Source organism: Streptomyces sp. NPDC040405 (genome assembly GCF_055595765.1).
Map to the genome: position 1 here is coordinate 314,534 of NZ_JBVIVI010000008.1, position 18,804 is coordinate 333,337.

The window sequence follows — 18,804 nt, forward strand, 5'->3', positions numbered from 1 at the left end:
CGGGGTGCGCAACCCTTCGGCGACTCCGGGTGTCCTGGTGGGTGTACAAGAGGTAAACGCTCATCAACGCTCACCAGCGAGCTGGAGGATATGTGCGGCCCCGTTCCCTTTCCACCGTCGCGCGCTGCGCGACGGTCGTCGCGCTCGTGACCACCCCCGCCTTACTCGTCGCCCCCTCCGCGGGTGCCGCCGAGGCCCGCCCCGCCGCCGCGGCTTCCGCGCCGCGGGCCGACTTCAACAAGGACGGATACGCCGACCTCGCCATCTCCGCGCCGACCGGCACCGTGGGCGGCAAGGCCAAGGCCGGTTATGTCGCCGTCGTCTACGGATCGGCCTCCGGTACGGACACCGCCCACCGGCAGATCGTCAGCCAGGCCACCGAGGGCGTCCCCGGTGACCCCGCCGCCTCGGCGTACTTCGGAGCCCGGACCGTCGCCCGCGACCTGGACGGCGACGGCTACACCGACCTGGCCAGCGAGACCGGCGACAAAGCGGCCATCACCGTCCTGTGGGGCTCGGCGAACGGCCTGACCGGCGGCACCCAGCTGCCCGAGGGCGACGGCGACAACTTCGGCTCCAGCATCATCGCCGGTGGCGACTTCAACGGCGACGGCCACGCCGACCTGGTCGATCAGGTCATCGTCAACAAGGGCTCGGACTTCGACGAGAGGACCGGGCTGCGCGTCCGGTTCGGACCGTTCGACCGCGCGGGCGAGGCGGCGGGCAGTGCCACCGTCGACACCGACAAGATCGACCGGCCGACCAGCCTGACCGCGGGCGACCTCAACGGCGACGGCAAGGACGAACTCGTCAGCACCCACGCCTTCGAGGAGATGTCCGAGGACACCCTCGTCTGGAAGGGTGGCACGGACGGGCTCGGAAAGACGCCCACCAAGCTCACCGACGCCGCCACCACCACGATCGGCGACGTCGACAAGGACGGCTACGGCGACCTGATCATGCGCACCGTCCCCGGCAACGTGGTCGAGAACCTGCCGGACGACCATGGCACCCTCAAGGTGATCTACGGCTCCGCGTCGGGGCCGAGCACCCGCACCAAGACCATCGACCAGAACACCGCCGGGGTGCCGGGCGTCAACGAGAACGGCGACCAGTTCGGCTACTCGCTCAGCGCCGACGACGTCAACGGCGACGGCTACGCGGACGTCGCGGTCGGCATCCCGTACGAGGACCTGGAGGCCGGCCAGGCGGACGCGGGCAGTGTCGTCCAGCTGTACGGCGGTTCGGGCGGTCTGTCCGGGACCGGCGCCCAGGCGTTCACCCAGGACACCGCCGGGGTCCCGGGCGCCGCGGAGGCGGGCGACCGCTTCGGCGCGGCGGTACAGCTGACCGACACCAACGGCGACGGCGTTGCGGACCTCTCCGCCGGTGCCCCCGACGAGGACGGCACCTACACCTCCAGCGGTGCCGCCTGGGTGCTCCGCGGCAAGGCGGCCGGTCTGACGACCGACGGCATCGTCTCCTTCGGGCCCGACACGCTCGGCGCCCCGGAAGCGGGTGCCTCCCTGGGCAATAGTTACTCGCGGTAACCCGAATGCCGTGACGGCTCGCCATCGCTGAACGATCCGCAGTGCACCGCTAGTTGACGATTCCTCATGTCTACTGGACGGTAGTGTCCATGGCGACGCATGCGGCGCGAGGCACCGCGACTTCAGGCATACGGAACGGCCGTCCCCGAGCGGGCCGCACAGGGCTGCTCGGGGCGGCCGTTCTGCTGGTGGCCGCGGTCGTCGCGGCCCCGGGCACCCCGGCGGCCGCCGCCGAGACGCCCTGGTTCGACGGGCGGGCCGCGGATGAGGTGACCACGGACGGGGCCCGGTTCGCCGACGGCCACGGCCGCGAGGTCGTGCTCCGCGGCTTCAACGTCTCCGGCGAGACCAAGCTGGAGGAGAACAACGGCCTCCCCTTCGCCAGCGTCGCCGACGCCCGGAAGTCCGCCGCCGCGATGCGCGACCTGACCGGGGCGAACTCGGTGCGCTTCCTGCTCTCCTGGGCCCACGCCGAACCCCGGCCCGGTGAGGTGGACACCGCCTATCTGGAGCAGGTCACCGCTCAGATCCGGGCCTTCCTCGACGCCGGAATCCGGGTCTTCCCCGACTTCCACCAGGACCTCTACTCCCGCCACCTCTTCGACAAGGACAGCTGGTACAGCGGCGACGGCGCCCCGAAGTGGGTTGTCGACGCGGGCGGTTACGGCAAGGAGTCCTGCGGCATCTGCGCCCACTGGGGCCAGAACATCACCCAGAACCAGGCCGTCATGAAGTCCACCCGCGACTTCTGGCACAACCGCGCCCTGACCACCAGCGCCGGGACCGTGCGCGTGCAGGACGCCTTCCTCGCCACCGCCGAGAAGACCATGTCCTACCTCGCCCAGCACCTCCCCGCCGACGCGTTCGCCCGCGTCACCGGCTTCGACCCGCTCAACGAGCCCTACGCGGGCGTCTACGACAACGGCGAGAAGAGCCGCACCTGGGAGAAGAACGTGCTGTGGCCGTTCTACGAGAAGTTCCGCGCCCGCATGGACGCCGCGGGCTGGCGGGACAAGCCCGCCTTCGTGGAACCCAACATGTTCTGGAACTCCAACCTGGACTTCCAGCGCCAGGAGGGCGGGCTGCTCGATGCGGGGAAACCCGGCTCCCGCTATGTCTTCAACACCCACTACTACGACCAGAAGGCCATCTCCGGCATCTTCATGCCCGGCAAGGCCGCCGACGGCCAGTACTCGACCGACTTCGGCGCCCTCCGCGACCGCGCCACCGCGCTGGGCACCCCGGCCGTCATGAGCGAGTTCGGCCACCCGCTCACCGGCTTCACCTCCGACAAGGCCCCCACCGTCCTCAAGGGCATGTACCAGGCGCTCGACTCCCGCCTGCCCGGCGCCACTTGGTGGACCAAGCCCGCCGCCTCCGGCCCCGCCCTCTCCTCCAACCAGTGGCAGTGGGACCTCTACAACGGCCGCCACCGCGAGGCGATGAACGGGAACACCTCGAAGATCCTCACCGAGGGCGATGCCTGGAACGACGAGGACCTCTCGGCCGTACGCCTCGACGACTCCGGCAACGCCCAACTGCGCCAGGACGCCCGGCTGCTCGACCGCCTCTACCCGCGGGCGGTGGCGGGCCGCACGCTCGCGTTCACCTTCGAGGACCGCTCACGCGACGGCGGCACCACCCTCAGCTGGGACCGCATCCCCAGCTCCCTGCCCAACGTCGCGAAGCTCACCGGCTCCGGCCGCTACGGTCTGCTGGTGTGGCGCTCCGACGGCGGCACCGACGCCCCCACCGAACTGCATCTGCCCCGCGACTTCGACCCCGCCGCCACCACCGTCGTCTCCGACCTGGGCACCGTCACCGGCCCGCCCGCGTACACCGCCCAGGGGCACACCGCCGACCACCCCATCGCCACCGCGGCCGAGCCAGGCGGCGCCGACGCCCGCCGCCTGGTGCTGTCCGCACCCGCCGACTCCGGCTCCGGCACCCTGCACTACGCCCTGGTCGCCGACGGCACCGCCGCCCCCTCCACGGAACTGCGCGCCGCCGCCCAGCGGGAACTGACCCGATGGGCGGCGGACGCGGGATTCTGAGGCCGCGGCGGCCTCGTCACCAGCGGTGATGCACCTGTGCCCGGATCCGCCGGTCGTACAGCTCGCCGATGGCGTCCAGGGTGGGCTGCGGCAGCGGCGGCAGCGCCGCTGCCGCCGCGTTCGCCCGCGCCTGCTCGGGCGACCGTGCGCCGGGGATGACCGACGTCACCCCCGGCTGCTGGACGATCCACCGCAGCGCCGTCTGGGCGGGCGTGACGCCCTCCGAGGCCAGCTTCCCGAACTCCACCGCCGCCTCGACGCCCTCCGCGAAGTCCACCCCCGAGAAGGTCTCGCCCTGGTCGAACATCTCGCCGTGCCGGTTGTACGTACGGTGGTCGTCGTCGGCGAACAGCGTGTCCTTGGTGTACCGGCCCGACAGCAGACCGGACGCCAGCGGCACCCGCGCGATGATCCCCACCCCGGCCTCTGCCGCCGCCGGAACCACCTTCTCCAGCGGCTTGAGCCGGAACGGGTTGAGGATGATCTGCACACTGGCCGTCCCCGGCCGGGCGATCGCGGTCAGCGCCTCCTCACAGGTCTCCACGCTGACCCCGTACGCCGCCACCCGCCCCTCGTCCACCAGCGTGTCCAGCGCGTCGAACACCGCGTCGGTGGCGTGCACCGAGGACGGCGGGCAGTGCAACTGCACCAGATCGAGGGTGTCCACGCCCAGATTGGCGCGGGAACGGTCGGTCCACGCACGGAAGTTGTCCAGCGTGTAGTTCTCCGCGACCTGCGGCACCCGCCGCCCCATCTTGGTGGCCACGAAGATCCCGGCGTCCGGCCGGTCCCGCAGAAACCGCCCGATGAGCTGCTCGCTGCGCCCGTCCCCGTACACATCGGCGGTGTCGAAGAACGTCACCCCCGACTCGACGGCCGTCTCCAGCACGGCCAGGGCGTCCGCCTCGCTGACATCGCCCCAGCCCGCGCCCAGTTGCCAGGTCCCCAGCCCGACGACGGAGACCTCGCGGCCGGTCCGGCCGCACACCCGCTGCTCCATGGTCACGCTCTCCTCCCGCGATTCCCGCGTTTCCCGCGATCTCCTGTGATGCGGCTCACCGTACCCTCACCGGCCGTGCGTCCCGGCCGCCCGCCCCCTCGCCAACGCCCCCGGCGCCGAGTAGCGTGGCGGACATGCTTTGACGCCTGCCCCGCGCCCGGGGCCCACCGGACACTCCTTCGCCTCAGCTCCCACAGCCGACGAAGGAGAAACCGTCATGACCACCCTGACCGTCGCCCTGCTCCAGCTCGCCCCTCCCGGGCGCGGCCTGCGGGCGAACCTCGCCACCGGTGAGGCCGCCTGCCGCCGGGCCAAGGCCATCGGCGCGGACATCGCGCTCTTCCCCGAGATGTGGAGCAACGGCTACCGCCCGACCGTTGCCGAAGAGACCACCGGGGACCTCTACCGCCACCCCCGGCTGTGGGACGGCACTCCGCCCGCACCGCCGCTGCCCGCGCCCGAGGCCGTATGGGGCGATGAGGCGATCACCCGTGACGGGCCCTTCGTCACCCATTTCCGCGAGCTGGCGGACGAACTCGACATGGCGATCGCGCTCACCTACCTGGAGCGCTGGGACGGGCCGCCGCGCAACACCGTCTCCCTCATCGACCGCCACGGCCGCCTCGCGCTCACCTACGCCAAGGTGCACACCTGCGCCTTCGACCTGCCCGAGGCCGTCCTCACCCCGGGGGACGGCTTCGAGGTGTGCACTCTGGACACGGCGGCGGGTGAGGTCGTGACGGGGGCGATGATCTGCTACGACCGGGAGTTCCCGGAGAGCGCCCGGGCCCTGATGCTCGCCGGGGCGGAACTCGTCCTCACCCCGAACGCCTGCGATCTGGAGATCAACCGGCTCAGCCAGTTCCGGGCGCGCGCGTCCGAGAACATGACCGCCTTCGCCATGGCCAACTACGCGGGCCCCGGCTGGGGGCACTCCATAGCCTTCGACGGCATCGCCTTCGCCGAGGGGCGCTCCCGGGACATGCTCGTGGTCGAGGCGGGCGAGGCCGAAGGCATCTACCCGGCGGTCTTCGACCTCGACGCGCTCCGCGACTACCGGCGCCGCGAGACCTGGGGGAACGCGTTCCGGCGCCCCGCCGCGTACCGCGCGCTGACGAGCCATGAGGTGCGCGAGCCGTTCGTCCGGGTCGACGGAAGCGGTGCCCGGCCGCCCGGTGCCTAGGCTCCTCAAGCCCTTGTCCAGTACCTACAAAAACATCATGTGAGCTGCGACGATTGATGTCGGGGTACCGGGCAAGTAGGGTGTGCGGCATGTCAGCACTCAACGTGGAATTCAGCGATCGGGAACTTGAGGACCTCCGCCAGATCGCCAAGGAACGCGGTACGACGATGAAGGCCCTCGTCCGCGAGGCGACCGTCGCCGACATCGCCCGCCACCGTGCCCTGGAGGAAGGCGCCGAGGTCTTCCGCCGCTTCTTCGCGGACAACGCGGACGCCTTCGCGGACGCGTTCCCGGACGACGAACACCGACACCCGGGACAGGCCGCCTGACGATGCCGCCGCTTCATATCGACGTCCCGTGGCTGCTCCAGCGCCATGAGGAAGTCCTCCCCGAACAGCCGGCCATCTCCGATTTCTCGGGGCTGGTCGCCGCCGTGGCCCGCCACCGTGTCGACCCGCCGCGCCTGGGCGTCGATCCCGACTCGGCGTGGCGGGCCGCCGCGCTGCTGCACACGCTCGCCATGCTCAGGCCGCTCCCGGCGAGCAACGCGCGCTTCGCCAGCGCGACCGCCGTGGCCTACATGCACGCGTCCGGCGAGGGCATCGACCCGCCGTACGGTGCGCTGATCGACCTGGTCCGCGACATCCTGTCCAGCAAGGCGGACGTCTTCGACGCGGCGGGCCGCATCCGCTCCTGGCGCATCTGACCACGGCGTTCCGCTCAGGCAGCGGGAACCGAGGCGGCCTCGGCCGTCGGCGCCTCCGCAGCCTGCGCCCGTTCCGCCTCGGCGAGCAGGGAGTGGCCGGTGGCCAGGACGGCGATACCGAGGACGACGGCGGCGGCGCCCACGTAGAACGGGGTGTGCACCCCGGTGCGCTCGGCCAGCTTGCCCGCGGCGTACGGGGCCAGCCCGCCGCCGATGAAGCGGACGAAGCCGTACGCGGCCGAGGCGACGGGCCGTTCGACGGGCGCGACGGTCATCACCGCCTGGGTGGTGATGGTGTTGTTCACGCCGATGAAGGCACCGGCCACGATGACCGCCGCGATCAGCGTCGCCCTGGAGGTGGTGAACACCGCGATGACGAGGATGTCGAGGGCGAACAGCGTCAGGTTCAGATACAGCGCGCGGGCTATGCCCAGCCGCGCCTGCAGCCAGGGCGCGCCGAAGACGGCGAAGAAGGCGACGAACACGCCCCAGCCGGTGAAGACATAGCCCAGCTCATGGGGGCCCAGGTCCATCGGGAAGGGCGCGTAGCCCAGCACCGTGAAGAAGCCCCAGTTGTAGAGAAGCGCGGTCAGTCCCATGGTGAGCAGTCCGCGGTGGCGCAGCGCCTTCAGCGGGTCCATGACCGAGGCGCGGCGCACCGGGGCGGGGGTGGGCTCGACGAGCACGATGGTCGCGATCAGGGCGAGGCTCATCAGGACCGACACCCCGAAGAACGGCCCGCGCCAGCTGATGCCGCCGAGTTCGCCGCCGAGCAGCGGGCCGACCGCGATGCCGACGCCCAGGGCGGTCTCGTAGAGGATGATGGCACCGGCGAAACCGCCGCTGGCCGAGCCGACGATGACGGCGAGCGAGGTGGCGATGAACAGGGCGTTGCCCAGCCCCCAGCCCGCGCGGAACCCGACGATCCCGTCGATGCCGCCGGACGCCCCCGCCGCCGCGCTGAAGAGCACGATGAGCACCAGACCGGCGACCAGGGTGCGCTTGGCGCCGATGCGGCTGGAGACGAAACCGGTGACCAGCATGGCCACCGCCGTGACCACCAGATAGCTGGTGAACAGCAGCGACACCTGACTGGGCGTGGCCCGCAGCTTGCTGGAGAGGGCGGGCAGGATCGGATCCACGAGGCCGATGCCCATGAAGGAGATGACGCAGGCGAAGGCGACCGCCCAGACGGCCTTGGGCTGTTTGAAGGGGCTGACGGTGCGGGGCTCGGCGGACAAGAAGGGCTCCGTTCAGGAGGCGGAACTCCCCGGGGGCCTGCGGGTCCGTCCCGCGCCTGCCGCCAGCCGATGGAGGGCGGGGGCGGCGGCGCGGACGGCGGCGGCGAGTGCCTGTTCGTCCTCGGGGGGCAGGGTGGCGAGCAGTCCGGCCAGCCGGGCGGTGCGGTCGTGGCGCCGTTCGGCGAGCAGCGCGCGCCCGCCATCGGTGATCGCCACCAGCACCACGCGCCCGTCGTGCGGATCGTCGACCCGGGTCACCAGGCCCTGCCGCTCCAGCCGCTGGATCAGCTGGGTCATCGAGGGCTGGGTGACGCCCTCGTCGGCGGCGAGTGCGGTGAGCCGGGCCGGGCCCTCCCGGTCCAGACGGCCGAGCGTGGAGGCGGCGGTGAAGCTGATGTCCCGGGTGGCCAGCTGGCGCACCGCGAGGAACGCCAGCTGCTCCAGCGCCTCCGCGACCTCCTCACGGGCCGCGGTGCCCTCGGTCTCCGGGGTTTCCGGTGAGCCGGACTGATGCATGTATTCCACACCTACATATGTATCACGGGTCTATATAGGCGGGCTATATACCGACCGGAAGTCCTTCGTCGAACCGCTCAGCGGAAGATGCCGGTGTGGCCGAGGGAGTAGCGGCCCGGCTGCGGATAGACCGCGAGCCCGTGCGGGCCCCCGCCCACCGGGACCCGGGCGCGGAGCCGACCGGTGCGGGTGTCGATCGCGTACACCTCGCCGTTGTAGCGGCCCGAGAGCCACAGCACCTTGCCGTCCGAGGACACCCCGCCCATGTCGGGGCTGGTGCCGCCGGGCAGCCGCCAGCGGTCGGTGAGCTTGCAGGTCTTGAAGGACAGCAGGGAGATGGTGCCCTCGCCGCGATTCGAGATGTACAGCGTGCGGGAGTCCCGGCTGACGTAGAGGCCATGGGTGCCCTTGCCGGTGGGCAGCAGCCGGGGGCGGCCGAAGGTGTCCCCGTTCAGGACCCACACCCCGTTCGCCACCATGTCGGCGACGTACCAGGTCTTCCCGTTCGGCGAGATCTTGACGTCCTGTGGCATGGCCCCCGCGAGCGGCAGCCGCTGGTGCGCCACCACTTTCATCCGGGCGGTGTCCACCTTCAGCAGCTCGCCCGAGAACTCGCAACTGACGATGAAGTAGCGCCCGTCGGGGGAGAAGTCCGCGTGGTTGACGCCGAAGCACGTCACCGGAACCGACTTCACCACCCGCATGGTGTGCGCGTCGCGGAAGACCAGGGCCCGGTCCTTGGAGGCCATCACCACCGCGTGCTTGCCGTCCGGGGTGAAGTAGAGGTTGTACGGATCGTGGACGTCCACCGGGCGGCCCACCCGGCCGGTCCTGGGATCGATCGGGGTGAGGCTGTTGCCGAGGTCGTTGTTGACCCACAGCGTCTTCAGGTCCCACGACGGCACCACATGCTGCGGCTGGTGGCCGACCCGGATGGTGCGGACCACCTTGTACGTCTTGGGGTCGATCACGCTCACCGTGTCCGACAGTGTGTTGGGCACGTAGATCCGCGGCGGAAAGCCCTTCACAGCGCGGGACAGCTTGCCCGGCCGGTCCGCCGCGTAGAGGTCGTGCGGATCGAGCGGCGGCGGCATCCCCGGAAGCAGACGGGCCCGGGCCGCCTTCTCGGCCTTCTCGGCCGCGGACTGCGCCCGGGCCGAATGCGGCGCCGCCGACTGGCGCGGGTGGGAGGCGTGCTCCGGGGAGGAGGCGCACGCGGACACCGCCGCACAGCACAGCAGCAGCGCCGTGACCGCATGCGCCGCGGTGCGGCCGCGCGCCGGCGAAGGCCGTGGCGCACGGCCCGGGATCGTGGGGCTCGGACGGGTCGGGCTGGCCACGGACATCCTCCAGCGGTGAGGTGAGCGCGGCCGTGCCCGGTCTGCGGCGGGGCCGTGGCCCAAGATTGTCACCGCCCCCGCCGACCGGCACGCGCCCGCGTCCAAGCAGGTGAGCGGCGTACCACCGGCGGCCGACGGCCCGCCCGGGGAGGCGGCATAGGATCGCGGCTGGCCGTGGGAGCGCCCCGCGGCGGACCGGGCGAAAGGGCGGTAAGGATGCGCTTCGGACTGCTGGGCACCGGACACTGGGCCGCGGAGACCCACGGCGCGGCTCTCGCCGCGCACCCCGGCGCGGAACTGGCCGGGATCTGGGGCCGCGACCCGGCCAAGGCGGCTGCACTGGCCGACCGCTACGGCACCCGCGCCTACCCGGACGCCGACGCGCTGATCGCCGACGTCGACGCGGTCGCCATCGCCCTCCCGCCGGACATCCAGAGCGGCCTCGCCGAGCGTGCCGCGCTGGCCGGACGCCATCTGCTGCTCGACAAGCCGGTGGCCTTCACCACCGCTGCCGCCGACCGGATCGTGACCGCCGTCGAAGAGCGCGCATTGGCCTCGGTGGTCTTCTTCACCCGGCGCTTCGCCGCGCCCGTCGCCTCGTTCCTGGACCATGCCGCGGCGGCCGGGGGCTGGGACGGCGGCCGGGCCACCGGCTTCGGTTCCATCTTCCGGTCCGGCAGCCCCTACGGCGGCTCACCCTGGCGCCGCGAACGCGGCGCGCTGTGGGACGTCGGCCCGCACGCCCTGTCCCTGCTGCTGCCGGTGCTGGGCCCGGTGGCCGAGGTCACCGCCCTCGACGGACCGCGCGGCGCCGCGCATGTACTGCTGCGGCACGACTCCGGCGCGGTCGGCAGCCTCGCGCTCACGCTGGACGCCCGGCCCGCCGCCGTCGGGTTCGGCTGCGACTTCTACGGGGAACAGGGGACGGCCGAGGTGCCCGACCCCGGAACCACGGCGGTCGAGGCGTTCACCACGGCCGTCGACCGGCTGCTGCTGAGCGCCCGGGACGGCGCGGCCGACTCCTGCGACGTGCGGTTCGGCCGCGAGGTGGTGGCCGTACTGGAGGCCGCCGAGCGCTCCCGCCGCGAGGGCCGCACCGCCGTACCCGACTAGGTCCTGTCCGGCGGATCTTCGTGGATCAGCCCGCGGCGTCTGGTGCAGGGGGCACCTCCCAGCGGTAGCTGGGGGAGCATCGCAAGGCGGAGGGGCGTCCTCGTACCGGGTCGTACTCGGGCGATCCCGCCAACGCGGCGAGGTGCCGTGCCAGGCGTCGTGGGCCCGCGAAGATCCGCCGGACAGGGCCTAGGTCTTCCGCCCGCCCCCGCCGGACCAACCGGGTGATCCGCCGCATATTCCGGCGGACGCGGGGGAATCGGGGGCCATGACGAAGCTCTGCCTCCCGGCGGGCATCCGGGCCTGCCTGTTCGACCTCGACGGCGTGCTGACCCGGACCGCGGTGGTGCACGCGGCGGCGTGGAAGCAGATGTTCGACGAGTTCCTGCGGCGCCGCGACGGCCCTTCCTTCCGCCCCTTCGACAAGGCCACCGACTACGACGAGTACGTCGACGGCCGCCCCCGCGCCGACGGCGTACGCACCTTCCTGGCCTCCCGGGACATCGGCCTCCCCGAGGGCGGCGCGGACGACCCGCCCGACAAGGACACCGTCCAGGGGCTCGGCAACCGGAAGAACGCGCTCGTGCTGGAGAAGATCCGGGAGGAGGGCGTCGAGGCGTATCCCGGATCGGTGCGCTTCGCCGAGGCCGCGCGCGCCGCCGGGCTGCGCACCGCCGTCGTCTCCTCCAGCGCCAACTGCCGCGACGTGCTGATCGCCGCCGGTATCGAGCGCCTCTTCGAGGTGCGGATCGACGGCCTGGTCGCCGCCGAGCGGGGGCTCCCGGGCAAACCGCGTCCGGACACCTTTCTGGAGGCCGCCCGGGACCTGGGCGCCGCCCCCGCCGAGGCGGCCGTCTTCGAGGACGCCCTGGCGGGCATGGAGGCGGGCCGCGCCGGACGGTTCGGCCGCGTCGTCGGCGTGGACCGGGCGGGCCAGGCCGACGCGCTGCGCGAACACGGCGCCGACATCGTCGTCAAGGATCTCGCCGAGCTGCTGGAGGACCCCACGTGATCACCGATTCCTCGTATGCCGTCGATCCCTGGCAGCTGCGCGAAACCGCGCTCCGCCTCGATCTGCTGCCGCAGAGCGAGTCCGTCTTCGCGCTCTCCAACGGCCATGTCGGCTGGCGCGCCAACCTCGACGAGGGCGAGCCGCACGGTCTGCCCGGCTCCTACCTCAACGGGGTGCACGAGTTGCGCCCGCTGCCGTACGCCGAGGCCGGATACGGCTATCCCGAAGCCGGTCAGACCATGATCAACGTCACCAACGGCAAGATCATCCGGCTGTTGGTGGACGACGAGCCCTTCGATCTGCGCTACGGGCGGCTGCGCTCCCACGAGCGCGTGCTCGACCTGCGGGCCGGGGTGCTGCACCGCAGCTGCGAATGGACCTCGCCCTCGGGAACCAGCGTGCGCGTGCGCTCGACCCGCCTGGTCTCGCTCACCCAGCGGTCCGTCGCCGCGATCGCCTACGAGGTGGAGGCGCTGGACGCCGAGATCCGGGTCGTCGTCCAGTCCGAACTGGTCGCCAACGAACAGCTGCCGGAGCATGCCGGGGACCCGCGGGTCGCCTCCGCGCTGGAGAGCCCGCTGGAGCCCGAGGAGAACGCCGCCGTCGACAAGCGGCTGCTGCTGATCCACTGCACCAAGGCCAGCCAGCTGCGGGTCGCCGCCGCCGCCGACCACCTGATCACCGGGCCGCCGCCCACCCGCCACGCCAGCGAAAGCGGCGACGACGTCGCCCGCCTCACCGTCACCTCCGTCCTCAAGCCGGGGGAGAAGCTGCGGCTGGAGAAGCTGGTCGCCTACGGCTGGTCAGGCGCGCGCTCGCTGCCCGCCGTACGCGACCAGGTCGAGGCGGCGCTCGCCGGAGCCGCTTCCACCGGCTGGCAGGGCCTGGTCGAACAGCAGCGCGCCTGGCTGGAGGACTTCTGGGCCCGCGCCGACGTCGAGGTCGAGGGCGACGCCGAGATCCAGCAGGCCGTGCGGTTCGGCATCTTCCACGTCCTGCAGGCCGGTGCGCGCGCCGAGGAACGGGCCATCCCCGCCAAGGGCCTCACCGGCTCCGGCTACGACGGGCACTCCTTCTGGGACGCCGACACCTTCGTCCTGCAACTGCTGACCTACACCTTCCCCGAGGCGGTCGCCCAGGCGCTGCGCTGGCGCCAGTCCACCCTGCCCGCCGCCCGGGAGCGGGCGCGCCAGCTGGGACATGAGGGCGCCACCTTCCCCTGGCGCACCATCGACGGCTCCGAGTGCTCCGCCTACTGGCCGGCGGGCACGGCCGCCTTCCACGTCAACGCCGATGTGGCCGATGCCGTGGTGCGCTACGTCGCCGCCACCGGCGACGAGGAGTTCGAACGCGAGACCGCGGTGGAGATCCTGGTGGAGACCGCCAGGCTGTGGCGCTCCCTGGGCCACCACGACCACCATGGCCGCTTCCACATCGACGGGGTGACCGGCCCGGACGAGTACAGCGCCATCGCGGACGACAACATCTACACCAACCTCATGGCCCAGTCGAACCTGCGCGCCGCGGCGGACATCGTGGAGCGCCACCCGGACAAGGGCTCGCTGCTGGGCGCCGACGACGAGGAGGCCGCGACGTGGCGGGACGCGGCCGAGGCCATGGCGGTCCCGTACAACAAGACGCTGGGCGTCCACGAACAGTCCGCCGACTTCACCGGCCACCAGGAGTGGGACTTCCAGAACACCCACCCCAGCCAGTACCCCCTGATGCTGCACTTCCCCTACTTCGACCTGTACCGCAAACAGGTCGTCAAACAGGCCGACCTGGTGCTGGCCCTGTATCTGCGCGGCGAGTGCTTCACCGACGAGGAGAAGGCCCGCGACTTCGCCTACTACGAGCCCCTGACCGTCCGGGACTCCTCCCTGTCCGCCTGCGCCCAGGCCGTCATGGCCGCCGAGGTCGGCCATCTGCGCCTCGCCTACGACTACCTGGGCGAGGCGGCCCTGATGGACCTCCGGGATCTGGAGCACAACACCCGCGACGGGCTGCACATCGCCTCGCTGGCGGGCACCTGGATGGCGCTGGTCGCCGGGTTCGGCGGGATGCGGTACCGCGAGGGCAGCCTGTGCTTCTCGCCCAAGCTGCCGGAGAAGCTGGCCCGGCTGGCCTTCAGCGTGCAGGTGCTGCGACGGCGGCTGCGGGTGGAGATCACCGACCTCACCGCCACCTACACCCTGGTCGAGGGCGCCCCGCTGGAGATCCAGCACTACGGACGGCCCATCACCGTCTCCGACAAGTCGCCGCAGACCTGTGACGTGCCCGAACAGACCGCCCGCGCCGAGCCCCGGCAGCCTCCGGGCCGCCGCCCGGACCGGCGCGCCTGAGGGACCGGCGCGCTCGAGGAAGGAGGCCCGCGGGTGGACCCGCTGACGGCCCTGGACCGCATCGCGTTCCTGCTGGAGCGCGAACAGGCACCGACGTACCGCGTGCGCGCCTTCCGTACCGCGCAGGCGGTACTCGCCGGACTGGCCCCGGAGGAGGTGGAGCGACGGGTGAGGTCGGGCACGCTGGCCTCGCTCAAGGGCCTCGGCCCCAAGACCTCACAGGTGGTCAAGGAGGCGCTGAGGGGCGAGGTGCCCGGTTATCTGCGGAAGCTGGAACCCGGCCCCGGAGCGGGCGGGGACCGGCCGCCCGACGCCGCCGCGCACGCGCTGCGAGCCGCGCTGCGCGGCGACTGCCATCTGCATTCGGACTGGTCCGACGGCGGTTCCCCGATCGAGCTGATGGCGCGTACCGCCGCCCGGCTGGGCCATGACTGGGCCGTGCTCACGGACCATTCCCCGCGGCTGACCGTCGCCCGGGGACTCTCGGCGGACCGGCTGCGCGAGCAGCTGGACGTGGTGGCGGCGCTCAACGAGACGCTGTCCCCGTTCCGGCTGCTGACCGGGATCGAGGTCGACATCCTGGCCGACGGCTCGCTGGACCAGGAGCCCGAGCTGCTGGACCGGCTGGACCTGGTGGTGGCCTCCGTCCACTCCAAGCTGCGGATGGACGCGCGCCCGATGACCCGCCGGATGGTGACCGCGGTCGGCTACCGCCACGTCGATGTGCTGGGGCACTGCACGGGACGGCTGCTGGGCGGCAAGCGGCCCGAGTCGTCGTTCGACGCCGCCCAGGTGTTCGCGGCCTGCGCGGAGTCGGGCACCGCAGTGGAGATCAACTGTCGGCCGGAGCGGCTGGACCCGCCGCGCCGGCTGCTCCGGGAGGCGGTTCAGGCGGGGACGTATCTCTCGGTCGATACCGACGCCCATGCGCCCGGCCAGCTCGACTGGCAGCTCAACGGATGCACCCGGGCGGTGGAATGCGGCGTGCCGAAGGAGCGCGTCATCAACACCTGGACGGCCCGGCAGCTGGGGGAGTGGACCCGCACGCGCAAGCCACCGGGCGGTTAGGTCCTGTCCGGCGGATCTTCGTGGATCAGCCCGCGGCGTCTGGTGCAGGGGGTACCTCCCAGCGGTAGCTGGGGGAGCATCGCAAGGCGGAGGGGCGTCCTCGTACCGGGTCGTACTCGGGCGATCCCGACAACGCGGCGAGGTGCCGTGCCAGGCGTCGTGGGCCCGCGAAGATCCGCCGGACAGGGCCTAGTGGTCCAGTCGCTCAGGAGCGCCCGCCCGCGGGGTCGAGAACGGCCTCGACGTCGATGGTGATGTCGACCATGTCGCTCACCACGACCCCGCCCCGGTCGACCGTGTCGTTCCAGGACACCCCGAAGTCATGCCGGTTGACCCGGCCCGTCGCGAGGAAGCCCGCCCGCTGCCGCGGCCCGAGATCCTGATCACCCTCCCACCAGGGCGTGCCCCACTGCCCCAGATAGGCCACATGCAGCGGCACCCGGCGGGTGACCCCGCGCACCATCAGATCGCCCGCGACCTCGAACTCGGTTTCGCTCAGCTGGGTGACGCCCGTGCCGGTGAACGTCCACGTCGGATGGTGCGCGACGTCGAAGAAGTCCGCGCTGCGCAGATGGGCGTCCCGCTGCGGCTGCCCCGTGTACACCTGCGTCGCGTCGATGGTCGCCTCGATCCGGGCGCCCTCCGGCTGGTCGAGATCGACCTCGATCGAGCCCTGAACGTTCTTGAACTGCCCACGCACGTACGTGACCATCATGTGCCTGGCCCTGAATTCGGCGGCCGTGTGGCCGGGCTCGAAGAACCATCTGGTGATCGCCATATCCGCTTCCTGACGTGTGATCCGCTCGGTCGCCCTGGAACGATCATGCGTCAGATGCGCGGAATCCGCCGCTCCGCGCCCTGCGCCGGATCCGGAGCGGATCCGGCGCAGGGCGCGGCCAGGTGTGTCAGGACCGGTCGCAGCTGGTGATGCCGGGACGCCAGCGGCAGGCGATGGCGGCGAAGCCGCCGTCCTTCACCACCGGGACGGACAGGGTGTCCCCGCCGCGCACCACCCGTGGCTCGCGCACCAGGCCGTCCGCTCCGTCGCGGACGAGATCGACCAGCCACTTCCCCTGGCCCAGCCGCAGCGGTACGGCGGTGGTGTGCGCGTCACCGGTGAAGATGCCGCCGATGAACCAGCGCCCGCCCTTCGCGCGTGCCAGCACCGCGCTCTCCCCGGGCCGCCCCGCCAGCAGCCGGGTGCGGTCCCAGGAGGCGGGTATCTGCTCCAGGAAGCGACGGGCCTGCGGACGGGCGTCGTACGACTCCGGGGTGCCCGCCAGGTTCTGGATCCCCGACTCGTAGAGCACCGACAGGCCCAGCTCGCCCGCGTCCGAGGCCGCGTTGGGCCGCTCGGCCCGCTGGAAGGCGCCCGGGGTGAAGTCCATCGAGCCGATGACGTTGCGGGTGAAGGGAAGCGTCGCCAGATGCTCCGGGGTGTTCACCCGCTTCTCCTCGCCGTTGACCCCCTCCATCGACATCACCTGCGGCCAGGTGCGCTGGATACCCTTGGGGATGGTCGAGCCATGGAAGTTGACGAGCAGATGGTGGGCGGCGGTGGCGGGGAGGATCTCGTCGTACCAGCGCAGCGTCTCCTGGGCCTCGGAGTCCATGAAGTCGATCTTCACCCCCTTCACGCCCCACTTCTCCAGGGTCGGCAGCCACTGCTCGCGCTCCTCCGCGGTGTCCAGATCGCGATGGTGGATCCAGACCTGGATGCCCACCTTGCGCTCTTTGGCGTACCGGACCAGCTCCGGAATCCAGCTGTTGCGCTGCCAGTCGGGGTTGGTGACGTCCCACTGCTCCGGGTCGAAGTACCAGCCCGCGTCCACCACCACATACGGCCAGCCGCGGCGTGCCGCGTAGTCCACGTACCCCTTCTGCATCGACAGGCTCTGCCCGGCCGGACGTCCGCCCGCGAGCCAGGTCCACAGCGCGGGCCCCGGCCGGATCCACGAGGTGTCGGCGACCTTCGAGGCGGGAGCCAGATCGTCGGTGAAGGTGGACTCGGTGACGGTCGCCAGATCGCCCACGACCATCGCGCGCCACGGGGTGCTGAGCGGACCGCTCGACTCGACCCGCTGGTCCCACAGCCCGATGCGGTACGTCGGGCGGCCCTCCTCGTGCACCAGGCGGGCGGCGGAGTAGCGGCCGGTGAGGTCCGACTCGGCGATCAGGGCGTAGGTGCCGCCCGTCTCGAACAGGGCCTGCGCCATGTACTCACCGGCGGGCGCCGTCGCCGCGGTGTACTGCTTGAACAGGTTCTCGTTGTCCTTGCGGTACGTGCCGAGCCACGCGTCCGCGTCCGCGGGCAGCGTGAACGCCGAGGTCTCGCCCAGCACATCACCGCTGCCGGACGGCAGGACGTAGCGGTAGGCGACCCCGTCGCCGGACGCCCGCACCAGTACGTCCAGCCGGGCGCCGCCGCTGCCCCGGAACCGGAAGCGCGCCTCGGTCATGCGGAACGCACGCGAGCGCTCCTTGCCGACCGTGGACCGGTACCGCCCGGCCACCGTACGGTCGCTGCGGCCCAGGAACCGCAGCCCCCGCGACAGGTCCGCCCGCTCGGTGACGATGCCCACGGGCGAGGGCTCGACCACCGTACGACCGGCTCGGGACACCTGAAGCGTCAGCGCACCCGAGGCCCGGTCGAGCCGTAGCCGGGCGAGCGGACCGGAGCCCTCCGTAGGGGACGGTCGACCGTTCGGCAAAGGACCGCTCACCGTCCACGCGGAGTCCTCTCCCTGCCCCTTCGCACCCGCCGGGCCCGTGACGAACAGCGTCATGGCCAGTGCGCCGCAGAGGAGCAGGACCAGTGTGGAGCGTCTGACAGATCTCTCCATGTTTGCCTCCCGAGGCGGACACGTTACCGAGTCATCCGATAACTGGGGAGGGGTGAGACCGAATGATGGCCCATCAAGCCGCCATTGCCCCACATAGATCCGACCTATCTGTCGCATGGGATCCTGATAACGCCAGCCAACGGCCCGGCGAGAGAGGGACACCGACGATGAGTGACACCGACCCCCGGCAGCCCTCGGACCGCGCCCCCGCCGAACCCGAGGGCGGGGACGCCGCCTGCTGGCTGGACCGCGTCTGCGCCACATGCGGCGCCCTCCAGGACACCGCCCCCTTCGACCGCTGCTGGCGCTGTGACGCGGCCGCGGAGGACGGCTGACTCACGTCCGCTCCGCGCCCCCGAGCCGCTCCGTCTCCCCGCCGAAGGCCAGATGCGTGGTCCGCGAGGCCAGCAGCCACCGCCCCTCCACCCGGTGGAACGCGTCCTCGTAGTGCCCCACGTTGACCGGCGGCCGCGCCGGGACGATGCCCCCGCGATAGCCGTCGACCCGGTACGTCGCGAAATAGGACGTCGCGCGGGCCGTCGTCGTGGAGTCCACGGTGACCAGGATGTTCGAACACACCCGACGCGACAGCCGATCCGAGGGCCGCGAGGCGAAGTACGTCCCCAGCGCCTCCCGCCCCCGCACCAGCCGGTCCCCGGCGGGCCACTCCCATGTCCCGTCGGCGGTGAACAACTCCGCCACTGTGCCGGGTTCCCCCAGATCGAGTCGCCGCAGGAACTCCACGATCAGACGCTCACAGGCACGCTCCGCGAGCAGCAGCTCCATCGGATCGACAATGCCGGTCTCCATCTCCGCCTCCTGTCCGCGGCCCGGAA

Annotated in this window: 17 protein-coding genes; 10 read left to right on the top strand and 7 right to left on the bottom strand. The window is 71.8% G+C overall.

Translation table 11 applies throughout. From position 1 onward, the window contains the following. Nucleotides 1-92: 92 nt before the first annotated feature. Both ACZ59A_RS30445 and ACZ59A_RS30450 read left to right on the top strand, forming a co-directional pair. Entirely contained in the window at nucleotides 93-1,550 is a 1,458-nt protein-coding gene (locus ACZ59A_RS30445) for an FG-GAP and VCBS repeat-containing protein (RefSeq protein ID WP_470965070.1), read from the top strand. Nucleotides 1,551-1,639: 89 nt separating this feature from the next. Then, the gene (locus ACZ59A_RS30450) at nucleotides 1,640-3,604 is read left to right on the top strand and encodes a cellulase family glycosylhydrolase (protein ID WP_470965073.1); all 1,965 of its coding nucleotides are present in this window, start codon (nucleotides 1,640-1,642) and stop codon (nucleotides 3,602-3,604) included. A 16-nt stretch (nucleotides 3,605-3,620) separates the two neighbouring features. Here ACZ59A_RS30450 and ACZ59A_RS30455 read toward each other — a convergent pair whose 3' ends face one another. Continuing rightward, nucleotides 3,621-4,604, bottom strand: coding sequence for an aldo/keto reductase (locus tag ACZ59A_RS30455; protein ID WP_470965585.1), 984 nt, complete (start codon nucleotides 4,602-4,604; stop codon nucleotides 3,621-3,623). 217 nt (nucleotides 4,605-4,821) lie between these two features. Between ACZ59A_RS30455 and ACZ59A_RS30460 the strand changes: the two genes are divergently transcribed. From ACZ59A_RS30460 to ACZ59A_RS30470, 3 genes are all read left to right on the top strand, one after another. After that, a complete protein-coding gene (locus ACZ59A_RS30460; RefSeq protein WP_470965076.1) occupies nucleotides 4,822-5,787 on the top strand; it encodes a carbon-nitrogen hydrolase family protein in 966 nt (321 codons plus the stop codon). An 89-nt stretch (nucleotides 5,788-5,876) separates the two neighbouring features. After that, nucleotides 5,877-6,116, top strand: a complete 240-nt coding sequence (locus ACZ59A_RS30465) for a hypothetical protein (RefSeq protein ID WP_468050962.1) — start codon at nucleotides 5,877-5,879, stop codon at nucleotides 6,114-6,116. Nucleotides 6,117-6,118: 2 nt separating this feature from the next. Continuing rightward, complete coding sequence (locus ACZ59A_RS30470) at nucleotides 6,119-6,493, top strand: toxin Doc (protein ID WP_468050958.1); 375 nt, start codon at nucleotides 6,119-6,121, stop codon at nucleotides 6,491-6,493. Between the two features lie 14 nt (nucleotides 6,494-6,507). Here the strand turns inward: ACZ59A_RS30470 and ACZ59A_RS30475 are convergent, their stop codons facing one another. The 3 genes from ACZ59A_RS30475 to ACZ59A_RS30485 form a co-directional block, all read right to left on the bottom strand. Continuing rightward, nucleotides 6,508-7,734, bottom strand: coding sequence for an MFS transporter (locus tag ACZ59A_RS30475; protein ID WP_470965080.1), 1,227 nt, complete (start codon nucleotides 7,732-7,734; stop codon nucleotides 6,508-6,510). Between the two features lie 12 nt (nucleotides 7,735-7,746). Further along, nucleotides 7,747-8,250 (bottom strand): MarR family winged helix-turn-helix transcriptional regulator, encoded by a 504-nt coding sequence (locus tag ACZ59A_RS30480; protein ID WP_470965082.1) that lies wholly within the window; start codon nucleotides 8,248-8,250, stop codon nucleotides 7,747-7,749. 77 nt (nucleotides 8,251-8,327) lie between these two features. Then, on the bottom strand, nucleotides 8,328-9,590 hold the full coding sequence (locus ACZ59A_RS30485; protein WP_470965084.1) for a YVTN family beta-propeller repeat protein: 1,263 nt from the start codon (nucleotides 9,588-9,590) through the stop codon (nucleotides 8,328-8,330). 216 nt (nucleotides 9,591-9,806) lie between these two features. Here ACZ59A_RS30485 and ACZ59A_RS30490 point away from each other — a divergent pair, with 216 nt between their 5' ends. The 4 genes from ACZ59A_RS30490 to ACZ59A_RS30505 all read left to right on the top strand — a co-directional run bounded on the left by ACZ59A_RS30490 (nucleotide 9,807) and on the right by ACZ59A_RS30505 (nucleotide 15,125). Next, nucleotides 9,807-10,703 (top strand): Gfo/Idh/MocA family protein, encoded by an 897-nt coding sequence (locus ACZ59A_RS30490; protein ID WP_470965087.1) that lies wholly within the window; start codon nucleotides 9,807-9,809, stop codon nucleotides 10,701-10,703. Nucleotides 10,704-10,971: 268 nt separating this feature from the next. Next, nucleotides 10,972-11,715: an HAD family hydrolase gene (locus ACZ59A_RS30495; protein ID WP_470965088.1), complete on the top strand. Its 744-nt coding sequence runs from the start codon at nucleotides 10,972-10,974 to the stop codon at nucleotides 11,713-11,715. Further along, a complete protein-coding gene (locus ACZ59A_RS30500) occupies nucleotides 11,712-14,057 on the top strand; it encodes a glycoside hydrolase family 65 protein (RefSeq protein WP_470965090.1) in 2,346 nt (781 codons plus the stop codon). Before ACZ59A_RS30495 ends, ACZ59A_RS30500 begins: the two co-directional genes overlap by 4 nt. Before the next feature lie 33 nt (nucleotides 14,058-14,090). Continuing rightward, a complete protein-coding gene (locus ACZ59A_RS30505) occupies nucleotides 14,091-15,125 on the top strand; it encodes a PHP domain-containing protein (RefSeq protein WP_470965093.1) in 1,035 nt (344 codons plus the stop codon). Between the two features lie 205 nt (nucleotides 15,126-15,330). On the opposite strand, the gene ACZ59A_RS30510 is transcribed toward ACZ59A_RS30505, so the two are convergent. After that, nucleotides 15,331-15,903 (bottom strand): YceI family protein, encoded by a 573-nt coding sequence (locus tag ACZ59A_RS30510; RefSeq protein ID WP_470965096.1) that lies wholly within the window; start codon nucleotides 15,901-15,903, stop codon nucleotides 15,331-15,333. Nucleotides 15,904-16,030: 127 nt separating this feature from the next. Continuing rightward, nucleotides 16,031-17,968: a glycoside hydrolase family 97 protein gene (locus ACZ59A_RS30515; protein WP_470965099.1), complete on the bottom strand. Its 1,938-nt coding sequence runs from the start codon at nucleotides 17,966-17,968 to the stop codon at nucleotides 16,031-16,033. 167 nt (nucleotides 17,969-18,135) lie between these two features. Here ACZ59A_RS30515 and ACZ59A_RS30520 point away from each other — a divergent pair, with 167 nt between their 5' ends. Continuing rightward, nucleotides 18,136-18,303, top strand: a complete 168-nt coding sequence (locus ACZ59A_RS30520; RefSeq protein WP_470965102.1) for a hypothetical protein — start codon at nucleotides 18,136-18,138, stop codon at nucleotides 18,301-18,303. A gap of 1 nt (nucleotide 18,304) precedes the next feature. Here ACZ59A_RS30520 and ACZ59A_RS30525 read toward each other — a convergent pair whose 3' ends face one another. Then, on the bottom strand, nucleotides 18,305-18,778 hold the full coding sequence (locus tag ACZ59A_RS30525; protein WP_470965105.1) for a nuclear transport factor 2 family protein: 474 nt from the start codon (nucleotides 18,776-18,778) through the stop codon (nucleotides 18,305-18,307). Between the last annotated feature and the right edge of the window lie 26 nt (nucleotides 18,779-18,804).

Coding starts and splice junctions, on each gene's coding strand:
- ACZ59A_RS30520 (WP_470965102.1), top strand. CDS start 18,136: ATGAGTGACACCGACCCCCGGCAGCCCTCGGACCGCGCCCCCGCCGAA.
- ACZ59A_RS30515 (WP_470965099.1), bottom strand. CDS start 17,968: ATGGAGAGATCTGTCAGACGCTCCACACTGGTCCTGCTCCTCTGCGGC.
- ACZ59A_RS30480 (WP_470965082.1), bottom strand. CDS start 8,250: ATGCATCAGTCCGGCTCACCGGAAACCCCGGAGACCGAGGGCACCGCG.
- ACZ59A_RS30465 (WP_468050962.1), top strand. CDS start 5,877: ATGTCAGCACTCAACGTGGAATTCAGCGATCGGGAACTTGAGGACCTC.
- ACZ59A_RS30510 (WP_470965096.1), bottom strand. CDS start 15,903: ATGGCGATCACCAGATGGTTCTTCGAGCCCGGCCACACGGCCGCCGAA.
- ACZ59A_RS30455 (WP_470965585.1), bottom strand. CDS start 4,604: ATGGAGCAGCGGGTGTGCGGCCGGACCGGCCGCGAGGTCTCCGTCGTC.
- ACZ59A_RS30460 (WP_470965076.1), top strand. CDS start 4,822: ATGACCACCCTGACCGTCGCCCTGCTCCAGCTCGCCCCTCCCGGGCGC.
- ACZ59A_RS30525 (WP_470965105.1), bottom strand. CDS start 18,778: ATGGAGACCGGCATTGTCGATCCGATGGAGCTGCTGCTCGCGGAGCGT.
- ACZ59A_RS30490 (WP_470965087.1), top strand. CDS start 9,807: ATGCGCTTCGGACTGCTGGGCACCGGACACTGGGCCGCGGAGACCCAC.
- ACZ59A_RS30450 (WP_470965073.1), top strand. CDS start 1,640: ATGGCGACGCATGCGGCGCGAGGCACCGCGACTTCAGGCATACGGAAC.
- ACZ59A_RS30470 (WP_468050958.1), top strand. CDS start 6,119: ATGCCGCCGCTTCATATCGACGTCCCGTGGCTGCTCCAGCGCCATGAG.
- ACZ59A_RS30495 (WP_470965088.1), top strand. CDS start 10,972: ATGACGAAGCTCTGCCTCCCGGCGGGCATCCGGGCCTGCCTGTTCGAC.